General features: G+C 67.7%; 17 protein-coding genes. 11 read left to right on the top strand and 6 right to left on the bottom strand.

Annotated features, from left to right (window positions below; translation table 11 throughout):
- Window positions 1-543 precede the first annotated feature (543 nt).
- Together ABZ441_RS32865 and uppS are read right to left on the bottom strand one after the other, a co-directional pair.
- Entirely contained in the window at window positions 544-1503 is a 960-nt protein-coding gene (locus ABZ441_RS32865) for a squalene/phytoene synthase family protein (protein ID WP_358980962.1), read from the bottom strand.
- Window positions 1500-2246, bottom strand: coding sequence for a polyprenyl diphosphate synthase (uppS, locus tag ABZ441_RS32870; protein ID WP_358980964.1), 747 nt, complete (start codon window positions 2244-2246; stop codon window positions 1500-1502). Before uppS ends, ABZ441_RS32865 begins: the two co-directional genes overlap by 4 nt.
- 859 nt (window positions 2247-3105) lie before the next feature.
- On the opposite strand from uppS, the gene ABZ441_RS32875 reads away from it, so the two are divergent.
- The 4 genes from ABZ441_RS32875 to ABZ441_RS32890 all read left to right on the top strand — a co-directional run bounded on the left by ABZ441_RS32875 (window position 3106) and on the right by ABZ441_RS32890 (window position 5935).
- Window positions 3106-3249, top strand: a complete 144-nt coding sequence (locus ABZ441_RS32875) for a hypothetical protein (protein WP_358980966.1) — start codon at window positions 3106-3108, stop codon at window positions 3247-3249.
- 195 nt (window positions 3250-3444) lie between these two features.
- The gene (locus tag ABZ441_RS32880; protein ID WP_358980968.1) at window positions 3445-4101 is read left to right on the top strand and encodes a hypothetical protein; all 657 of its coding nucleotides are present in this window, start codon (window positions 3445-3447) and stop codon (window positions 4099-4101) included.
- A 27-nt stretch (window positions 4102-4128) separates the two neighbouring features.
- Window positions 4129-4683: a hypothetical protein gene (locus ABZ441_RS32885; protein WP_358980970.1), complete on the top strand. Its 555-nt coding sequence runs from the start codon at window positions 4129-4131 to the stop codon at window positions 4681-4683.
- 523 nt (window positions 4684-5206) lie between these two features.
- Window positions 5207-5935: an SDR family NAD(P)-dependent oxidoreductase gene (locus ABZ441_RS32890; RefSeq protein WP_358980972.1), complete on the top strand. Its 729-nt coding sequence runs from the start codon at window positions 5207-5209 to the stop codon at window positions 5933-5935.
- Between the two features lie 446 nt (window positions 5936-6381).
- Here the strand turns inward: ABZ441_RS32890 and ABZ441_RS32895 are convergent, their stop codons facing one another.
- The gene (locus tag ABZ441_RS32895) at window positions 6382-7203 is read right to left on the bottom strand and encodes a class I SAM-dependent methyltransferase (protein ID WP_358980974.1); all 822 of its coding nucleotides are present in this window, start codon (window positions 7201-7203) and stop codon (window positions 6382-6384) included.
- A gap of 198 nt (window positions 7204-7401) precedes the next feature.
- Between ABZ441_RS32895 and ABZ441_RS32900 the strand changes: the two genes are divergently transcribed.
- The gene (locus ABZ441_RS32900) at window positions 7402-10389 is read left to right on the top strand and encodes a Tn3 family transposase (RefSeq protein WP_358980976.1); all 2988 of its coding nucleotides are present in this window, start codon (window positions 7402-7404) and stop codon (window positions 10387-10389) included.
- Window positions 10386-10529, top strand: a complete 144-nt coding sequence (locus tag ABZ441_RS32905) for a hypothetical protein (RefSeq protein ID WP_358980978.1) — start codon at window positions 10386-10388, stop codon at window positions 10527-10529. The genes ABZ441_RS32900 and ABZ441_RS32905 overlap by 4 nt, the downstream gene beginning before the upstream one ends.
- Before the next feature lie 273 nt (window positions 10530-10802).
- Here ABZ441_RS32905 and ABZ441_RS32910 read toward each other — a convergent pair whose 3' ends face one another.
- Window positions 10803-11393, bottom strand: coding sequence for a TetR family transcriptional regulator (locus tag ABZ441_RS32910; protein WP_358980980.1), 591 nt, complete (start codon window positions 11391-11393; stop codon window positions 10803-10805).
- Window positions 11394-11465: 72 nt separating this feature from the next.
- On the opposite strand from ABZ441_RS32910, the gene ABZ441_RS32915 reads away from it, so the two are divergent.
- The 5 genes from ABZ441_RS32915 (at window position 11466) to ABZ441_RS32935 (ending at window position 17700) form a co-directional block, all read left to right on the top strand.
- Window positions 11466-12260: an SDR family oxidoreductase gene (locus ABZ441_RS32915; RefSeq protein ID WP_358980983.1), complete on the top strand. Its 795-nt coding sequence runs from the start codon at window positions 11466-11468 to the stop codon at window positions 12258-12260.
- Window positions 12261-12304: 44 nt separating this feature from the next.
- On the top strand, window positions 12305-13732 hold the full coding sequence (locus ABZ441_RS32920) for a coniferyl aldehyde dehydrogenase (protein WP_358980985.1): 1428 nt from the start codon (window positions 12305-12307) through the stop codon (window positions 13730-13732).
- Between the two features lie 182 nt (window positions 13733-13914).
- A complete protein-coding gene (locus ABZ441_RS32925; RefSeq protein WP_358980987.1) occupies window positions 13915-14820 on the top strand; it encodes an NmrA family NAD(P)-binding protein in 906 nt (301 codons plus the stop codon).
- A gap of 239 nt (window positions 14821-15059) precedes the next feature.
- Window positions 15060-15929 (top strand): recombinase family protein, encoded by an 870-nt coding sequence (locus ABZ441_RS32930; RefSeq protein WP_358980989.1) that lies wholly within the window; start codon window positions 15060-15062, stop codon window positions 15927-15929.
- An 856-nt stretch (window positions 15930-16785) separates the two neighbouring features.
- Complete coding sequence (locus tag ABZ441_RS32935) at window positions 16786-17700, top strand: glycosyl hydrolase (protein WP_358980991.1); 915 nt, start codon at window positions 16786-16788, stop codon at window positions 17698-17700.
- Window positions 17701-17872: 172 nt separating this feature from the next.
- On the opposite strand, the gene ABZ441_RS32940 is transcribed toward ABZ441_RS32935, so the two are convergent.
- Window positions 17873-18403, bottom strand: a complete 531-nt coding sequence (locus ABZ441_RS32940; RefSeq protein WP_358980993.1) for a DUF6529 family protein — start codon at window positions 18401-18403, stop codon at window positions 17873-17875.
- A 65-nt stretch (window positions 18404-18468) separates the two neighbouring features.
- Window positions 18469-18960, bottom strand: coding sequence for a hypothetical protein (locus tag ABZ441_RS32945; protein ID WP_358980995.1), 492 nt, complete (start codon window positions 18958-18960; stop codon window positions 18469-18471).
- Between the last annotated feature and the right edge of the window lie 149 nt (window positions 18961-19109).

Here is a 19109-nt window from a genome sequence, read left to right on the forward strand (position 1 = left end):
CGAAGAATTCGAGGCCCAGCACCATCGCTCCCAGGCGACCACGAACACCGCCTGAAACCAAAGACATCGGCCGCTACGAAACCCAGGGCAGCTCAGATAATTACTAGGCGTTCTTGCAGGCAAAAGGTGATGCTGCCACCCTGCGCCCAGCCCCCTCGGGTGGCAGGAACGTCATGGTTGTCCAACTTCCCCGGCAATCAGCCCAGGTTCAGCGTCAAAGGACACAGGCCGGCCCACCACCGGCCGCCTGCCTGTGAGCCCGGTACCGATGTCACGCTGACGGACGGCGAGTGTCACGCTGCTTCGCGATGTCAGATCTGGCGTGTCACGCTGCCCCGAATCTGTCCGCATTTGTCCATTTCTCGAAGCTATAGAGGTCCCAGGGGCCGTTTTCGGGGAGGGAGCGTGACACTCAAGATGGAACCTGGCGCGCACTTGTGAGTGGTACGGAGCGCAGTTGCGGGCCAGGTTCGGACGGAGCGCTCCCGGGCCCGCCTGCCCGGCGATACGTCAGGGGGTGGGGGTGGTGGTCATGGCGGGCCGTCAGGTGGTGAGGGGGGTGCGGGCGGTGATCAGCAGGCGCAGGCAGGCCAGCGGGTCTTCCCGCACGGGGGTGAGGGTGATGGCCGTTCCGTGGTCCTCGACCCGGTCCAGGCGGTGCTGGTTGATGCCGATCAGACAGCGGACGGAGGGGGCGAACGCAGGGGTGATCTCGTCGAGCATGCGGCTCGCCCGGTCGAGGGCGGCGCGGGCGGCGCGGATGTTGGCCATCAGCAGGGCGTGCACGCCTGGTGTGTGGATGCCCAGGTGGAGTTCACGGGGGGTGACGCCGTGCCGTTGCAGGTCGGCTGCGGAGAACGTCATGCGCCCCTGGCGCAGGTCCTGGGCCAAATCCATCAGGTTGTCGGTGCGCTGGGCCCCGTCGGCGAGTGCCCGGCAGGATTGGGCGAAGTCCTGGTCCGTCACGTGGTGCGGGATGAGGCCGCAGACGATCATGGTGCCGGGCCAGGTGGACGTGTCCACGTAGGCCTGGTAGCCGCCCTCGTCGGCGAAGCCGGCGAAGCCGGTGTCCAGGCGCACGCCCGCGGCGTGGTCCAGCGCCCATTGCAGGGACAGTCCGCACGCCTGCGCGGAGTGCAGGTAAGCCCGCAGCATCGGGTGCTGTGACCGGCCGCTGTCCATCGCCTCGCGCATCCTGGCAGTCCACAGGGCCAGGTTCCGGCCCTGCTGGCCGGCGGGGGCCCGGTCGTGGACGTCGTCGGTGAAGTGGACAAGGGCGCCACCCGCGATGACGTGCGCCTGGTGGTGGGCCGGAGCCAGTGCCCGCGCGGCGAGCCAGCCGGCCCTCTCGCGGCGGCGCAGGTAGCGGTTGAGGGTCGTATAGTCCTGCCGCAGCTGCGGGTCGTGGACGCCGGCCAGGTCCAGGCACCGGCTCCACGGGGTCAAAGCGTTCCGCCATTCGCCGGCGGGGGTGCTCACGAGGTCGGCCACGGCGGCGCTCACCGGGCGCTCACCGACCCGTCCAGGAGCCCGGCCCGAGTCTGGGCGGGTGCGGTGATCGCACCGAAGCGGCGCTGGCGCCGGTGGTACAGGCCGATGGCCTCGGCCAGGTGCTCGGCGCGGAAGTCGGGCCACAGCACGTCCAGGAAGACCAGTTCGGCGTAGGCGGCCTGCCACAGCATGAAGTTCGACAGGCGGTGCTCGCCGGAGGTGCGCACCAGCAGGTCGATGTCGGGCAGGTCCGGGTACTGCATGTGGGCCGCCAAGGCGTCCTCGGTGACCTGCGAGGGTGTCAGGCCGGCCGCGACAATGGCGCGTGCGGCGCGCGCCAGATCCCGGCGCCCGCCGTGGTCGAAGGCCGTCGTCAGCGTCATGCCGGTGTTGTGGCGGGTGAGGTCCTCGGCGTAGGCGATGTCGTCCTGCACGGAGGCGGGGATCCGCTCGTCCTCCCTGCCGAGGTAGCGCATCCGAATGCCCAGCTCGTGCCAGTGCTGGGTGTTGTTGCGGATGACCCGCTGGTTGACGTGCATCAGGAAGTCCACTTCGGGCTGCGGGCGGTTCCAGTTCTCGGTGGAGAAGGTGAATAGAGTCAGCCACGCCACCCCGGCCTCGCGGGCGGCCGGCACCGCCGCGACGATCGCCTCCTCGCCCGCCGAGTGCCCGTCGATGCGTTCCAGAGCCCGCCTAGCGGCCCACCGTCCGTTCCCATCCAGGATCAACGCGACGTGACGCGGCGGGCACTGCACAGATGGCTCCTCGAAACGGCCGGATACGGCAAGCAACCCGCGACCGAAGGGCATCGTGGTTGCTTCCTAAAGGATGGACGTTACGCTGCCCGGTCCACGCCCCCCTATTCGCGTTTAACCCCAGATAACGACGGCAGCGACTGAGGCCGAGCAAGCAGCCCGCGCCGCCCAGGCCAGGTGGCTGCGAGAGGTCGCTACCCGCTTCCGTCCCGGCATAGGCCAGGCCCTCGCGTAGCTCGCCGATGAGCACAACGTCACCGCGACGGTGGGCTGGAGCACCGGTGATCCCCGGTACGCCGGCGGCGTCCCCCGCGTCGACGAGGGGCGTGTCCCGGCCGCCGTCCTCGACCCGGACCCGGGACGGGTCCGAGGAGGCGTCTTTCGGCTCCTGGTCGGGCTCCTCCTGATCTTCCCCAGCCAGACCAGCAAGCGGCGTTTCGAGAAGGCCACGAAGCGGACCAAGTACAAGCCGATCGACGGCTACCGGACCGACTTCGTCGACAGCCCGCCTTCCGGCCCCGCCAGCTCTCGCCCGCGCGCGTCCAGTCCCCGCGCGTGCACCTGCACCACCCCGCAGCTCGTCGCGAGAATCCAGAACGCCGAGTACCCCGCCGAACCGAGCGATCAGAATGGGCCCCGCCGCCGCGCTCTTCCGAGCTGTGTGCCGGGCGTGCGGCGGCAAGTACGAGAAACCATGGCGCCGTACCGGCAGCACGCCCCTCAACCAGACAAGGCGCCCAGAGCGGTGAGAACCACCTAGGAAGCTACTGGCGGGTTACTTGTCACCTGATTCGCCGTTCGCTAACGGCACCCCTACCGGCCGCTCCAGCATGACGTCCTCAGCAGTCAGGACGCGACCGTGCTGTTCCAAGCGTCCTACGAAGGCTCCGTCTCCACCGATCCAGAGGAGCCGACCGCGGCCACGGTCGCCAGCCTGCTCGACGCAGGGCTCCTGGTCCGCGCCGACGACGGCACCGCCGTCCTGGCCGACGACGTCCGGTAAGGCCTTCGCCTCACCGACGCCGACGACGTCAGCGCCTACTGACACACCTCATGGCAGAACCACTGACATCCAATGGCAGACGTCCGCTGACGTCCCGATGGCAGACGACAGAAGCCGAACCCAAGGCGGCACGTTCGCACAGCCACCGGTAACAGCCATGAGTTCCCGATGAGAACCCTCGGAAATCCTGAACTCATGGATGTAAGGGCACCCAGGGACGAAGTCGTGCACCGCTTGGCACAGCACCCCTTCACCGCGCAGAAGGAGGCCACGACGAGATCCCGGTGTCGCGGCGTGCGCTACGTACTGGCCTGGCTGGAGGCCCAACCCGGTGCCACCTGGCAGGAACGCTGGACCTCCACGGGGGCCGAGAACCTGCCGAAGGAGGACTGGCTCGATCTGCCCCGGCAGTGGTTCGTCCGAACTCAAGGACTGGTCCTGCGAGACTCGCAATTGTCGCCGGGGCTCCTGATGCTGACCTGCGGGGACGTCATCCGTCCCACGTCGCCATGGCTCCTCAGCCGCACCTCGCAGCACCTCGCACGGGCGATGGCGTCGGCCCGCGACCCGAAGGGCTTCGACCTTCTGAGTGCCCAAGCGGCGTCCGACAAAGTGCCGCCAGCTGTCTTACGGATCGCCCGGCACCGAATCTCGGTCATCCTCGCCCGCAACGGCGGATCCATCAGCGACATCACGGTCGGAGACTGCGTGGACATCCTGGAGGCCCAGGACGTCACCCACGCAACGACCGGCGACCGAACCGCGTTCTACCGGCTGCTGCACAGGGCTGGCGTCTTCCCTCTGGACGCGCCAGCGATACATGAAGGCGGATATGCTTCGGCGACTCAGTAGATCGGGAGCGAAAATTCGGGGGGTGCCATGGGTCGGCCGTTGCTGTTCCTGGATGTCGACGGACCCCTGAATCCGTATGCGGCAAAGCCCGAGAAGCGCCCCGAGGGCTACACCACCCTCCGCGTCCCACAGGAGAGCGGGGCAGCTGGGGAGCCTGGGAGACTGCGGACCCACATGCGGCCACTGCGGGTATGGCTCAACCCCGATCACGGGCGTGCGCTGCTGGCTCTTGGCTACGAGATCTGCTGGGCCACAACCTGGATGCGTGACGCGAACAAGTGGATCGGACCTGTGCTCGGTCTGCCTGAACTGCCGTTCGTCGACTTCGGTACCGCCCTGTTCAACGAGCGCCCTGATGGCGTTCATTGGAAGTCCGAGCCGTTGGTGGAGTACGCCAACGGCCGACCGTTCGCTTGGGTGGACGACGAACAGAGCGACGCGGATCATGCCCACGTGGCTGCCAACCACCGCGCACCTGCCTTGCTCCATCACGTCAATCCGCGGATCGGTCTGCGGAACGACGACTTCACTACCCTCGCGGCTTTCGCAGCATTCTTCGACACTTCGACGGGCACTCCCTGAGCGGCAAGCAGCCAGGCCTAGTTCAGAGAATTGGCCGTGTCGTGGGAGGTCTTCGCAGTCACTGACATCGCGACGGTGTTCACGATCCGGCCGAGGGTCCCTTCGACGCGCCAGTGGCGGGGGAATGGCGAAGCCTCTTGCGCCCTTGGGGCACTGGCGCGGTCCACGGTCCGCAGCTGCCGGGGCACGGTCCGGCTTTGGCACCCCAACAAGGTGATTTTGAAAGCTGGACGACCAACGACGACGTCCGTCTTCGCCAGTTCGCCGCAGCCATGCGCCCGTGGCAGGACACCCCCGGCTCTTCTCTGGAGGACGGCCCGGCCGCGCGGTCAGCGCCTGGGCCCTGGGGGAACGGCTCCGTAAACTCGGCCTCCGGCTCGCCGAGGCTTGCTCGATCTGATGCTCCGGCTCGCGACCGAGCCTCCCGTCGCTGTTCTCGCCCTCACCAGGCTGGGAGACCTGCCCAGCCGAGACCAGCCGCCGCACTTCACCGCACATCCGATCACCAACCAGGAATGGACAGATGAGATTCGACAACCACCGCGTGGTCATCACCGCTGCCGGCCGTGATTTCGGCCGCACCCTGGCCTTCGTTCTGGCGGACCTCGGCGCCGAGGTATTTCTCTCCGCGCGCACACTCGCCGCCGCTGAGCACGTCCGCGATGAGATCCGGAGCCGAGGGCACCAGCAGGTCCATGCCTTCGCCTGCGACCTGACGGACCCCGCCTCGATCCACGATTTCGCCGCCGGCGTCGCCCGGCACACCGACCGCATCGACGTGCTGATCAACAACGGCTCCCGGTACCTCGAAGGCCCAGACCTCCTCTCCGCTGCTGATGCCGACATCGTCGACACCATCGCGTCCGGTGCCACTGGCACCGTCCTGACCGTGAAGAACTTCCTCCCTCTCCTCCTCGAATCGGATAAGCCGGACGTCGTGACCATGGTTTCCGCCTGCGGGGCGGCCGGTCATCACCGCTCCGACGCGCACGACGCCTTCTACGCAAGCAAAAGCGCCCAGGCAGGGTTCGCCGAGATCCTCTCCAAGCGGTTGCGGCCGCAGGGAGTCCGGGTGATCTCCCTCTATCCGCCCGACTTCAACAATCCCGACCCGGACTCCGCCGAGTGGAAGACCACCCCGCGCGAGGCCGAAGACGTCCTCACCGCGCAATCGCTCGTGGAGTGCATCCTCTTCGCCCTCGCCCAGCCCCGCGACTGCTTCATCAAGGCGTTCCACTTCGAACAGGTCTGACCGACAGCTGATCCGCCTACGCACGGCGACTGGCGTCGTTCGGGGCGGCACATGGCCCTGGTCCGGGAGTGTTTCGGCAGCTCCAATTACCCGACTCCGCCCATAGTGGTTCTCCAGGACGACCTGCCCCGCACCCAGCCGGCTTCCCACACTGCCGCGGGGGGCCGAGCGGCCAGCCGGCGAGTTCCGGGCGTCCGCCGACAGTCGGATGATCCTGGTGAGCTCGTGAAAGCGGCACGGCTTGTTGAGCAGTGCGGTGTTCCCCGCGAAGAGTGGTCGCCTGAGTTGACTGCAATGCTGGACCGCCTGCTCCGTTGAGCATGCTGCTTTCGGGCCGGAGGGACGACGATCCGTAGATGGGAGGACCCGGACCCGAGCCCGGCATTAGCCTGTTCCGGCACGGGGTGAGCCCAGCCCCAGGTGGGCCGGGCTCACCCGAGAAGTCCTCAACCCAGGCGCGCGGTTGCGAGGTGGATCTTGAAGCCGCAGGGGACGCGTCCGTCCGAAGCCGTCAGATCCCTCACGTCGGCGAAGAAGGATTTGCGTAGACGCTCCACAGTCGCGCGATCGAGCGGACCAAGATCGTAAAGACTGGAAACAGCAGCCCATACCTGGTCAACCGGTCCGCTCAGATCGATCGGAACGGTCTCCCAGTCGACTGCCGTGAAGCCGGCTGGGCCGAGCACTTCGTCGAGCCCTTCGCGGCTGCGTGTTCTCTTGTCCCCCAACGCAGGGATGCGCTGAGAGGCCGGTGTCTCCTGAATCGTGCGCCGCAACAGCGTGAGGAACCGCTCGTAGGCCTCGCCGCCCACGGCCCCGCCTCCCACTACGCATGCCAACACCCCACCGGGTGAAAGCACTCTGGCGACCTCGGATGCGACTTGTTCGATCTCGCCCATCAGCATCAGCGCCATGTGGGAAACGCAGGCGTCGAAGCTGTCGTCGGCGAAGGGAAGCTCCTGGACTCGGCCCTCTTCCAGCTGTGCTTCGGACAATGCTGGTCGACGTCGCGCCAGCGCCAGCGAGTGCGCAGACAGGTCCACCCCGGCGAGTTCCCTCCCTGCCTTTCGGGCCAGGAGCTCGAGCAGTAGGCCATCGCCGCAGCCGAGGTCCAGCACGCGCATGCTTCCTGCTACCCGATCATGCAAGATCTCGTAGCTGGACCGGCCGTCTGGAGCATGGCCACGGCCGAACGCTTCTGCGGTCACTGTCGGGTGCTCCGCGTGGAACTCCTGGAGAAATGCTTCTTGCGATGCCGTAGTCGTCACTCGTCCAACCTACGGCGACGGCCTGCCGCTCGGTCGTTCGGGTCGCCCTCCTCACCGCGATCAAGGCCACGGTCGGCCATGGAGTCCTAGCTCAGACACCAGCCGCAAAGTAGGTCGCGGGTAGCCGGGCGAGCCCCGTTTCCCCGTCTTGGGCGTCGTCGTTGGTCTGATTGAGTGATCGAGGTCAAAGGGGCGGGCGTGCGGCAAGAGTGGTCGCCAGAAGAGCTGTTGGCGAACTGGACGCTGGTAGACGGCGACTGGGACCTGGTGGCGAACAAGAGCGGGACGACCCTGCTCGGCTTCAGCCTCTTGCTGAAGTTCTTCGAGCTGGAAGGCCGGTTCCCCGATGTGCTGGAGGAGGTCCCGTCGGCCGCGGTGGAATACGTCGCCGATCTGGTGAAGGTCCCGGCCACCGACTTCACGAAGTACACGCTGGTCGGCCGGACTGCCGAGTACCACCGCAAGCAGATCCGTGAGGCCCTGGGATTTCGGCCCTCGACGGTCGCAGACGAGAAGGCGCTGGCCGAGTGGCTGGCCGTGGAGGTCTGTCCGGTCGAGCTGGTGGAGGACCGGCAACGAGAGGCTCTGCTGGTCGAGTGCCGGGCTCGGAAGATCGAGCCGCCGGGCCGGACCCGGGTCGATAAGGTCCTCGTCGCGGCGCGCGGCAAGTGGGAGAAGACGTTCTGCGCCCGCACGATCGGCCGCCTAGGCGAGGCGGGCACGGCTCGGCTGCTGTCCCTGGTGGCCGAAGACAACGAGGCGGGTACCGCCCTGCTGGCCGCGCTCAAGCGCGACCCGGGCGCGGTCGGCTTGGACTCCCTGTTGACGGAGATCACCAAGCTCAATGATGTGCGCAAGCTCGGGCTTGCCGACGGGCTGTTCACGGACTGCTCGGAGAAGCTGGTGGCCGCCTGGCGGGCACGAGCGATCAAGATGTACCCCTCGGACTTCCGTGACACGGCGGAGGACGTACGGATCACCCTGCTCGCGGCGCTGTGCTCGTCCCGGCAGGCGGAGATCACTGACGCCCTGGTCGACTTGCTGGTGGCTCTGGTCCACAAGATCAACGCACGCGCCGAGCGGCGGGTGGAGAAGCAGCTCACCGCCGAGTTGAAGAAGGTCCGCGGCAAGGAGGGCATCCTCTTCAAGCTGGCGACGGCCGCGGTCGACAAGCCCGACGAGGTCGTACGCCGGGCCCTGTTCCCGGTGGTCGGGGAGAAGACGCTGCGCGAGCTGGTGGCCGAGGCGAAGGCGAACGAGACGGTCTTCAAGGCCAAGGTCCGCACCACGCTCCGGTCGTCGTACAGCTCGTACTACCGGCAGATGCTGCCGCCGCTGCTGAACACGCTGGGCTTCAAGTGCAACAACACGGCCTACCGGCCGGTGATGGACGCGATGAAGCTGCTGAAGAAGTACGCCGATGTCGACGGCAAGACCCGCTTCTACGACAGCGTCGAGGACGAGCCGCCGATGGACGGCGTGGTGCGCAAGGACTGGCGCGAGGCGGTCGTCGACGACAAGGGCAAGGTCGAGCGCATCCCCTACGAGCTGTGCGTCCTGGTCGCGCTGCGGGACGCCGTACGGCGCCGGGAGATCTACGTCGAGGGCGCCGCCCGCTGGCGCAATCCGGAGGACGATCTGCCCGGGGACTTCGAGGCCACCCGCGCCGTGCACTACGCCGCGATCCGCCAGCCGCTGAACCCGAGGGCGTTCATCGCGGACCTGAAGAAGCGCATGGCCGCGGGCCTGGACCAGCTGTCCGGCGCGCTCGCGGACGGCAGCGCGGGCGGAGTGAAGGTCACCACCCGCAAGGGCGAGCCGTGGATCACCGTGCCCAAGCTGGAGCCGCTGGCCGAGCCCACCGGCCTTCAGGCGCTCAAGGAGGAGGTCGCGCGCCGCTGGGGCGTCCTGGACCTCCTGGACGTGCTGAAGAACGCCGACTTCCTCACCGGGTTCACCGAGGAGTTCTCCTCGGTGGCCGCCTACGAGCGCATCGAGCGTAACGTCCTCCAGCGCCGCCTTCTGCTGGCCCTCTTTGCACTCGGCACGAACATGGGCATCCGGGCGATCGTGGCGACCGGCGAGCACGGCGAGAGCGAGGCAGCGCTGCGGCACGTGCGCCGGCACTTCATCACCGTCGACAATCTGCGGGCCGCCGTCACCAGGCTGGTGAACGCCACCTTCGCTGCCCGCGATACCGCATGGTGGGGCCGTGGCACCGCGTGCGCGTCGGACTCGAAGAAGTTCGGGTCCTGGTCCTCGAACTTCATGACCGAGTACCACGCCCGCTACGGCGGCAACGGCGTGATGATCTACTGGCACGTCGAGCGGAAGAACGTCTGCGTTTACTCCCAGCTCAAGAGCTGTTCGTCGTCCGAGGTCGCGGCGATGATCGAGGGCCTGTTGCGGCACTGCACGGATGCCGAGATCGAGTCGAACTACGTCGACACCCACGGCGCGAGCGTCGTCGGGTTCGCCTTCACCGAGCTGCTCAACTTCCGGCTGCTGCCCCGGTTGAAGAACATCGGCAGCATCCGCCTGTACCGCCCGGACGACTCCCCACCCGGCTGGCCGGCGCTCGGTGCCTCGCTGACGCGGCCGATCCGCTGGGAGCTGATCGAGCAGCAGTACGACCAGATGGTGAAGTACGCGACCGCGCTTCGGCTCGGGACGGCGGAGGCGGAGCAGGTGCTGCGGCGCTTCACCAGGGGTGGCCCCAAGCACCCCACCTACCAGGCCCTCGAAGAGCTCGGCCGGACCGTGCGCACGATCTTCGCATGCGACTACCTGGCCTGCCCCGGCCTGCGCCGCGAGATCCACGGCGGGCTCCAGGTCGTGGAGAACTGGAACAGCGCGAACACCGTGCTCCACTACGGCAAGGATGGTGCTCTGACCGGCCCCGACAAGGAGCACGCCGAGACGTCGATGCTCGCCCTGCACCTGCTCCAGTCCGCGCTCGTGAACGTCAACACTCTGCTGGTGCAGCAGGTCCTTGCCGAACCGGCATGGGCGAAGAAGCTCAGCGATGAGGACCGGCGAGGCCTGACCGCGCTGTTCTGGTCGAACGTCAATCCGTACGGCACCTTTCGCCTGGACATGGACAAGCGCCTCGACCTGGGGCTCACGGTGCCCCGCCCCCGTACCCCGGCGGACGCCGCCGACCGATCGAGCACGGAGACGCGATGAAGGACTTCGCCGACCTCACCGACCCCCGGATGAACGAGGCCGCGTGGCGGGCGCTCGACCTCATGCGCGCCTACGCCGCACGCGACCGCGCCGCGATTGTCGAGCACCTCGCGCCCCTGGAGGCGGAGCAGCTGGAGTAGCCGGCCGAGCCATTGATGACGGCCTGCTGGCACATATCTGACCCAGCTACCACGCCAACGTCCACTTTCATGGCACTCACACGGTGGACATCGGCGGCGAGCTGGCCAAGCTCGATGTCGACGGCTACCGGCCGCTGCGGCTACCGGCCCAGGGTTGACCTCTGGATGCGCGGTTTACGGTGGCCGGATCGTTCGGTCTTGCTGGGCGCGGTTGGGCGGTTCGGGCCCTGGTCCCCACGCCGACGAGCGTGGTGGAGCTGGCTGCGCCGGGTTTCAGGCGGGGCGGCGGATGGCGTGTACGGCGGTGTCGTAGAGGTCGAGCATGTCGGCCTGTCCGCTCAGGCGTACCCATTCCTCGTTGGCTGCCTGCAGGCAGACGATCGCTGTGGCTGCGATCGCGCGGGCCTGCAGGGTGCGGCGGTCGGAGTCGGGCAGTCGCGGCTCGATCAGCGGTGCGAACAGGTCCTGCCAGCGGGCTTGTTTCTCGGCGTGCCCGGCGCGCAGGGAATCGTTGCCGAACAGCAGCGTGATGAACTCCAGGCGGCCTTCGGCTGTTATGTCGATCTCTTCGAGTACCTGGAACGCCGCGCGTAGCGCCGTCCAGGCGTCCTCGTCTGCCGGGCGCTCGGCGAGGCGGGCGGCGATCAGGTCACCCTGTTCGTCCAGGCCACTGAGCGCGAGGTCCTCCTTGTTGCGGAAGTAGTTGAACAGGGTCCGCCGGGAGACGCCCGCGGCGGCGGCGACCTCGTCGAGGGTGGTGTTGTCGAAGCCCTTGGCGCCGAACAGCTCGATGGCGGTCCGGGCCAGCAGTGATCGGACCACGGAGCGGGTCTGTTCCCGGATAGGGGCCGGTTTCGGAGTCATGCACCGATGGTACGCGGTATCACTCGATGCATCTACTTGCACTCAGTGCAAATACGTGCGTAGAGTGAAGTCATGAGCAAAATCGACTACCCCCGCCAGACCGTCATCGTCACCGGCGCCAGCTCCGGCCTCGGCGCCGAATTCGCCCGCCAGCTGGCCCGCCGCGGCGCCAACCTGGTGCTGGTCGCCCGCCGGGCGGACCGGCTCGAGAGCCTGGCCGCCGAACTCACCCGCGCCCACGGCGTCACGGTGACCACCGTCGCCCGCGACCTCGGCAAGCCCGACGCCGGCCGCACCCTGCGCGCCGAACTCGAGTCCCGCGGCATCCACGCCACCGGACTGGTCAACAACGCCGGCTTCGGCACCCACGACGCGTTCACCGACGAGGACCCCGACCGCCTGCAGAGCATGATCACGCTGAATATCAGCGCACTGGTCGACCTCAGCCGCGCCTACATCGCCCCGCTGGCCTCCGCCGACACCGGCATCCTGATCAACGTCGCGAGCCTGCTCGGCTTCCAGCCGACCCCATACATGAGCGCCTACGGCGCCACCAAGGCCTTCGTCCTCAACTTCACCGAAGCACTGTGGGAGGAGAACCGCGGCACCGGTCTGCGCGTCCTGGCCGTGAACCCCGGTGCCACCCGGACCGAGTTCTACGACGTCGCCGGCAGCACCGCTGACTACGGCACGAAGCGGGCAACCCCCGAGCAGGTCGTGAAGATCGCGCTCGACACGCTCGACCGCCGGTCCGCGCCCCCGTCGGTGGTCACCAACGGCCGGCCGGTCGCTCTCCTGGGAAGGCTCCTGCCGCGCCGCTCGATGGTCCGGCTTATGGGCTGGATGGACCGCCGCCAGCGCCCGTAGCGCCCCATCGCCCCCGCCCTCATCAACAGCTAAGGAACACCGTCATGGCCATCACCGACGTCACCGCACAGCCCACCGACGCGGAGCGCTTCCACCACATCCTCCAGACTCAGCGTGCCGCATACCTCCGAGACGGAGCGCCCTCCCTGGAGGCGCGGCGCCGCGATCTGAGCAGGTTCAGGGCGGCGCTGATCGCCCGGCGTGGCGCCATCGAGGAGGCGATCGACGCCGACTTCGGACATCGCTCGCGGCACGAGACCGCGTTGATGGAAGTCGTGGGCGTCGTGCAGGGCATCGATTACCTGCGGCGCAACCTTCACCGGTTCATGCGCCCTACCCGCCGCCACATCGAGCTGCTGCTGCGTTTCGGCAGCAACCGCATCGAGTACCAGCCGCTGGGAGTGGTGGGCGTCATCTCGCCGTGGAACTATCCGGTCAACCTGTCGCTGATGCCCGTGGTCACCGCGATCGCGGCCGGCAACCGCGTCATGCTCAAGCCCTCGAAGCTGACCCCGGCGACGAACGCGGTCCTCGCGTCGATGCTCAGCGAACTCTTCCCGCCGGAGCAGGTCACAATCGTCAGCGGCGACGGCTCCGCGTTCTCCGCGCTGCCGTTCGACCATCTCGTCTTCACCGGCAGCACCGAGGTCGGGCGGGCCGTGATGAAGGCGGCCAGCGACCACCTCGTCCCCGTCACCCTCGAACTCGGCGGCAAGTCCCCGACCATCGTGGCCAAGGGACACGTCCGCGACCGGGCCGTGTCCGACATCGTCTTCGGCAAGCTCCTCAGCGGCGGGCAGACCTGCATCGCCCCCGACTACGCCCTGGTGCACGAATCCGAGATCGACGCCTTCATCGCCGCCTACGACCGACTGGTCAAGGCCGCCTACCCCGACGGCCCCACCAGCGACGACTACACCTCGATCGTCGACGACAAGCAGTACAAGATCCTCACCGACCTGATCGACGACGCCCGCGCCCACGGGGCCCGGATCATCGAGGTCGGACACCGGCCGGGCGACGCGGCCCGCCGCCCGCACACCCTCGCACCGACGGTCGTACTCGGCGTCACCGACGACATGCGCATCGCCCACGAAGAGATCTTCGGCCCCATCCTGCCGATCTTCGGCTACCGCAACATCGACGACGCCATCACTTACGTCAACGCACGACCGCGGCCGCTCGCCCTCTACTACTTCGGCGACAACGGCCCCGAGCGGCGCAAGGTCCTTACCCGCACGACCTCCGGCAACGTCACCGTCAACGGCACCATCATGCACGTCGCACAGGACGACCTCCCCTTCGGCGGCGTCGGCGCCAGCGGGATGGGCAAATACCACGGCATCGAAGGATTCCGCACGCTCAGCCACCCCAAGGGCATCTACGTACAAGGACGCTGGAACTCCACCCGCCTGCTGTACGCCCCCTTCAACAAGCGCACCGAAGCTCTCCTCAACTTCTTCCTCCGATGAAGAAGGCATCACCGGCCCCCGCGCCACACCCACACACAAGTGCGGCCGGCCGTTCATCGAGACCGATCGGCGGATCGGCGGAAACGGCGTTCACCCCGAGCAGCGACCTCGATCACCAAAACGCACACCCGTGCAGCGGCCAGCGCCTGGCCGCTGCGAACACCTCCCGAAGGAACCCACCGATGGCTGATCACGACCTCGTTCTCGTCACCGGCGCCGGCGGCATGGGCCGCCTCGTCACCGAGCGGCTACGCGCGCAGAACGTGCCGGTCCGCGTCCTGATCCGCCGCGAGGACGAGCGCGCGGCCCAGGTGCGGGCACTGGGCGCCCAGGTCGTCACCGGGGACCTGACCCGGCCCGAAACGGTGGCGGCCGCGCTCCACGGCGTCCGCCGGACGTACTTCGGACTCAGTGTCTCCCCGGACCACCTGCTGGCGGCGACCGTCATGGCCACGGTCGCGAAGGCACACGGCGAACTCGACCTCCTGGTGGACATGTCACAGATGACGGTGTCGCAGATGACCGCCACCAGCACCGCGGAATCCCACCAGCAGCGGCTGCACTGGCTGGCGGAGCAGGTGCTGGACTGGTCGGGCCTGCCCGTGGTGCACGTGCGCCCGACGACGTTCCTCGACAATCCGTTGTTCACCGCTCTCGCAGCGCGCTCGATCCGCGAAAACGGCACCCTGGCGCTGCCCTTCGGGACCGGACGCACCTCGCCAGTCGCTGCCGACGATGTCGCCCAGGTGGTCGCGACCATCCTGCGCGATCCCGGGGAGCACGCCGGGAAGGTGTACGAGCTGACTGGACCGCGGGCGCTCGACATGAGCGAAGTAGCCCAGGAGTTCTCCAAGGCACTCGGCCGCACGGTGACCTATCTGGACGTCCCCCTGCAATGGTGGCGCACAGAGGTACTCGCGAACGCCGGCCTGCCACGGCACACCGAGCAGCACATCGCGACCATGGCGCAGCTGCACCGCGCGAACCGTTACGACAGGGCGACCATCGACGTCGAGCGCATCACCGGGAAGCGGCCCCTGACCGTCGAGGAGTTCGTCGCCGCCCGCAAGGACTTCTACCTCGGCTGACTGCGCAGGAATCCCAGGTGAGGGGGGCATCACCGAAAGCGCCTGTCATGGGCGACACGTCTGTCCCGTCCCAGGTGCCGCGGCCCCGCCCGCGGTATATCCGTCCGCACTCGGCTGTTTCATAGGTGGTCGCTCATGAAACAGGCGATCACCCGGCGGCCCACCTGCGGCGATCATGTTTCATGAGTTGTTGCAAACGACTGGACGTCTGAAACACCCTCATGAAACAGTCCGGGGTCGTGAGCGACGACTTCAAGCGCGTGGAATCGCACGACTGCCCGATGTCCACCTGCGCCGCCCCGGCGGGCTCCCCGTGCCGGACCGGCAAGGGCAAGGTGGCCATCCAATACCACACTGCCCGCTTCCGCCTCGTGCCCCAACTCGCCAAGGTGTTGAGCGTGCCGACCCCCGCCGTACGCAAACCGGGCTCGACGTGGACCGAGCTGCCCCGGCCCGTGCGCGCCGGCACCGAACCGGTCGGACACGTCCGCCTCGGCTACGCCCGTGCCTCGACCGCCCGGCAGTCCCTCGAGGCACAGCTCGACTCGCTCGGCGAGGCCGGGGTCACCCGGGTCTTCTCGGAGAAGATCTCCACCCGCGCCACCAAACGACCGGAGTTGGAGGCCGCCGTGGAGCTTGCCGGTGAGATCCGATCCTCCGGGGTCGCCGTCACCCTCGTCGTGCACGAGCACAAACGGCTCGGCCGCGGCATCGAACTCGCCATGCTCGCCGAGGAGCTGAAGGCGAGCGACGTCGGCCTGGAATTCCTCACCGGAGAATTGAAGGGCTCGCACGACCCGTCCGGCATCGTGTTCACCGTGCTCGCGGCCATGTCCGGCATGGAGCGCGAGTACATCCGTGACCGCACCCTCGAAGGACACGAGTCCGCGCGGAAGCGCGGCAAGACCATCGGCGGCGCCGGGGTCACCGACGACGACATGTTGTCCATGGCCCTCCACCTACGCGTTCAGGAGATGAGCCTGCGCGACATCGCCAAGCGCCTCGTCATCACCACCGGCGCGAAGAAGGGCCAGCACCCCTCGCCCGCCACCGTCATGCGGATGCTGCGGGAGCACGACGAACAGGCCGCCACGGCGGCCGTCGCGTGATCATCCGGCTAGTTTGCGGCTGGTGTCTGAGCTAGGACTCCAGGGCCCGGTCAAAGGGGTTGTGGGGAAACTGCGGGAGCGCCCGCAGGGCAGGAACTACAAGCAGGGATAACGCTGGCCGGCCCCGGGGCGTCCCACCTGGCAGCCCGACATCCGCGCCGCCGTCAGCTGGAATCAGCCCAGACCGAGGTGTCGACGATTTCAGCCGCGTACAAGGCGGATGACGAGGACATCATCAACGCATGCCGCAACCCGGCATGTCGGCGCCGCCAAGCCGGTGGCCCCCGTCGAGCGGTGGCAGCGTACGCCGAGCCGATACCGGCCCCCAGCAGTGTGATGCCGGCGACGTAGCATCGCCCTCCCCATGCGACCGCCGACACCAAGTCCAAGCGCGCCTGGCCTTGTTCGTGCACGGCCCGGGGTCTCTGCTCCGAGGCGAGGTCTACGGACATGGCATCAAGGCCGGTCCTGCGGAACGTATCGGCCAGCAGTCCCCGGCCCGACTGCGAGACCAGGGCCCGGACACCCTCGAAACGGGCGTACGGGTACGACCGGCTACGCTTCTTCACCTGGAGAGTGCTTCGTCCCCCGCAGCTGACAGGACCCTCGACAAGTCCCATCGGTGCAGGTCAACAGCACTCTCTGTTCATTTGGTCAGGGGCCCGGACAGCCCAACTTGTGAAAGCCCGGAGCTGAGAGAGAGTCAGTTCTGCGGCAGGGGAGCGACAGCATGACAGGTAGGGCAACCTCGTTCGACTGGCCGCGGCGTCGGCGGCATGGCCAAGAAGCGAACAGGCGTTCCAGGGGTGAGAGTGCCGCGCCGCCGAGGCCTGCCTTCCGCCGTCTCGGAGCCGGCTTGGCAAGCACGGCCCTGGCCGCAGCAATAGTGCTGCTCGCCACTTCCTGCTCGGCCGTGGGCAAGGAGGCCAACACGTCCTCGTCGGTCGGGCCACTTGTTCCGTCGAAGGGGGCTCTGCTGGGGCATTACTACGGTAACGGCACCGTGGAGGAGACCGACGCCCGTATCGGGACGACGCCCAGGATCCACCTCACCTACTACCGTTGGGAAGACGACTGGTCTGCCTCCGAACCCACCCGGAACGACCTCAGCGGCAACCGTGTCCCCCTGGTGAACTGGGAACCGTTCGACGTCGACTTCGAGGACATCATCGACGGATCGCTGGATGCGACCATCGAGAAGCAGGCCGATGGAGCGAAGAAGCTGGGCAAACCTTTCTTCCTCGACTTCGCTGCGGAGATGAACGAGGAGGAAGGCTGGGGCGGACACGACCCGGAGCAGTACATCGCCGCGTACCGTCATATCCACGACGTTTTTGATCACCGTGGCGCCTCGAACGTCATCTGGGTCTGGGCACCGAACGTCACCGACAGCCCCGACGCTCCCGCCACCATGGCGTACTACCCCGGAGACCGGTACGTGGACTGGACGGGCGTCGACGGATACAACTGGGGCACATCCGAACCCGACTTCGGGTGGCAGAGCTTCACCGACCGCTTCGGGGACATCTACGGCAAGCTCGCCGGGAAGGGCAAGCCGATCATCATCTGCGAAACGGCATCCGATGAGATCGGGGGAAGCAAAGCCGAGTGGATCCGGGGAATCGTCCCGGGCCTGAAGGAAGAGTTTCCGCTGATCAAGGCCCTCGTGTGGTTCGACGTCGACAAGGAGCGGCACTGGCAGATCGACTCGTCGCCCGCGACCCTCGCCGCCTACCGGCGGATGGCGGCAGACCCCTATTTCGCGCCGTGAAACACCCCGCGTATGAAGCAGTTCGGGGCATTCGTCCGACCTGCCGACGCTGACAGTCCCGGTGTCCCGTCCCGTTTCCCGTTCCGGCCTCCATCGTGCGGTGAGGACGCAGCCGTCCCGGGCCTGCGCTCGCTGGACGGTAAGCGCGTGCGCGAGGCCGGGGACGGCTTCCTCAGACGGTGGAGAAACCTGGGACCGAGTCTCCGTTCAGGGCCCACAGAGCTGCGGTGTACCAAAGGAGGGCCACGCCGAGTACGAGCAGGGCGCCCATCGCCGGGAGGAGCAGGCCGGGGAGGCGTCTGCTGCGTACGACGACGACCTTGGCCACGAACACCCCGTAAAGGGCGCATCCGGCGAAGGAGTGGATCGCGACCCGTGGGGTTGTCGTCTCGATCCCGTAGGTCGTAAGGCAGTGATAGGCGACCGGCAGTGAGAAGAGAAACGTGAGGAACCCGAGCACGCGGTGTCCTAGGCGCACCGGCGGGGGTGCGGAGCGGGCGCCTGGCAGGCGGCCGTACATCCACAGGGCGAGAGCGAGCTGAATGAGGGCGAGGCCGAGCAGTGCGGTGCTGAGCTGGGCTTTGAGGTCTACGGCGGTGGTGCCGTGCTGACCGTAGAGTCCGTTGTCGTAGCGCGGCGTGTGGTGGGTCCCGAAAAGGTAGATCGCGACACCGACCGCGACAGGCAGAAGAACGGCGAGCACGGCGCCGGTCGCGAGCTTCGTACCGCTGCCTTCGCCGCGCCGGGAACCGGTGCCGTTCAGCCGACTCAGCTCTCGACCTTATTGCCCTTGGCGTCAAGGACGTACCACTCGGCGCCGAACTGGTCGAGTCCCTGGCCGTTGGTCTGGCCGGGCTTGGTGTCCTCGGCGTAGTAGTACAGGGGGTGGCCGTTGTAGGTGACCTGCTCGTCACCGCCGGAACGCTTGGTGGTGTCGAGGAGCTTCTTGTCCACGCCGCTGCCGACCTTGGCGGCACCCTTGGTCAGGAGGGGCGGCCAGGCCTTGGCGCAGGCATCCGTGCAGTTCGACTTGTTCTTCGTGTCGGCGAGGAAGAGGTAGAGGGTGTTGCCCTTGTCGTCGACGAGAATGCTGCCGAGCTTGCCCTCGGACTTCGTGTCCACGGTGGCCGGTGCCGAGGGCGAGGCGCTGGAGGCAGTGGGCCCGCGCCCCTCCGCCGAGGTGCTGTCGGAGCAGCCGGTGAGGACGGCGGCGAGAAGCAGTGTGGCGGTGCCGGTGGCAGCGGTAGCGGTGTGTTTCATTCAGGACTCCGTGGATGAAGGGGCTCTGGGCCCCATCTCTCTGCCCGGATGCGCCCGTCCGCTCACAGCGTCCTCGACAAGACCACTCACCCGGAGGCACGCCGACTTCAACTCGCGTACGCGGTGTCGCGGGGCCGCCCCCCCCGGGC

The sequence above is a fragment of the Streptomyces sp. NPDC005752 genome, assembly GCF_040630715.1.
GTDB lineage: Bacteria > Actinomycetota > Actinomycetes > Streptomycetales > Streptomycetaceae > Streptomyces.

Excerpts from the sequence above, each read along its gene's own strand:
- ABZ441_RS32945 (WP_358980995.1), bottom strand. The coding sequence starts at position 18,960 with ATGAAACACACCGCTACCGCTGCCACCGGCACCGCCACACTGCTTCTC.
- ABZ441_RS32915 (WP_358980983.1), top strand. The coding sequence starts at position 11,466 with ATGAGCAAAATCGACTACCCCCGCCAGACCGTCATCGTCACCGGCGCC.
- ABZ441_RS32885 (WP_358980970.1), top strand. The coding sequence starts at position 4,129 with ATGGGTCGGCCGTTGCTGTTCCTGGATGTCGACGGACCCCTGAATCCG.
- ABZ441_RS32905 (WP_358980978.1), top strand. The coding sequence starts at position 10,386 with ATGAAGGACTTCGCCGACCTCACCGACCCCCGGATGAACGAGGCCGCG.
- ABZ441_RS32925 (WP_358980987.1), top strand. The coding sequence starts at position 13,915 with ATGGCTGATCACGACCTCGTTCTCGTCACCGGCGCCGGCGGCATGGGC.
- ABZ441_RS32890 (WP_358980972.1), top strand. The coding sequence starts at position 5,207 with ATGAGATTCGACAACCACCGCGTGGTCATCACCGCTGCCGGCCGTGAT.
- ABZ441_RS32920 (WP_358980985.1), top strand. The coding sequence starts at position 12,305 with ATGGCCATCACCGACGTCACCGCACAGCCCACCGACGCGGAGCGCTTC.
- ABZ441_RS32880 (WP_358980968.1), top strand. The coding sequence starts at position 3,445 with ATGGATGTAAGGGCACCCAGGGACGAAGTCGTGCACCGCTTGGCACAG.
- ABZ441_RS32910 (WP_358980980.1), bottom strand. The coding sequence starts at position 11,393 with ATGACTCCGAAACCGGCCCCTATCCGGGAACAGACCCGCTCCGTGGTC.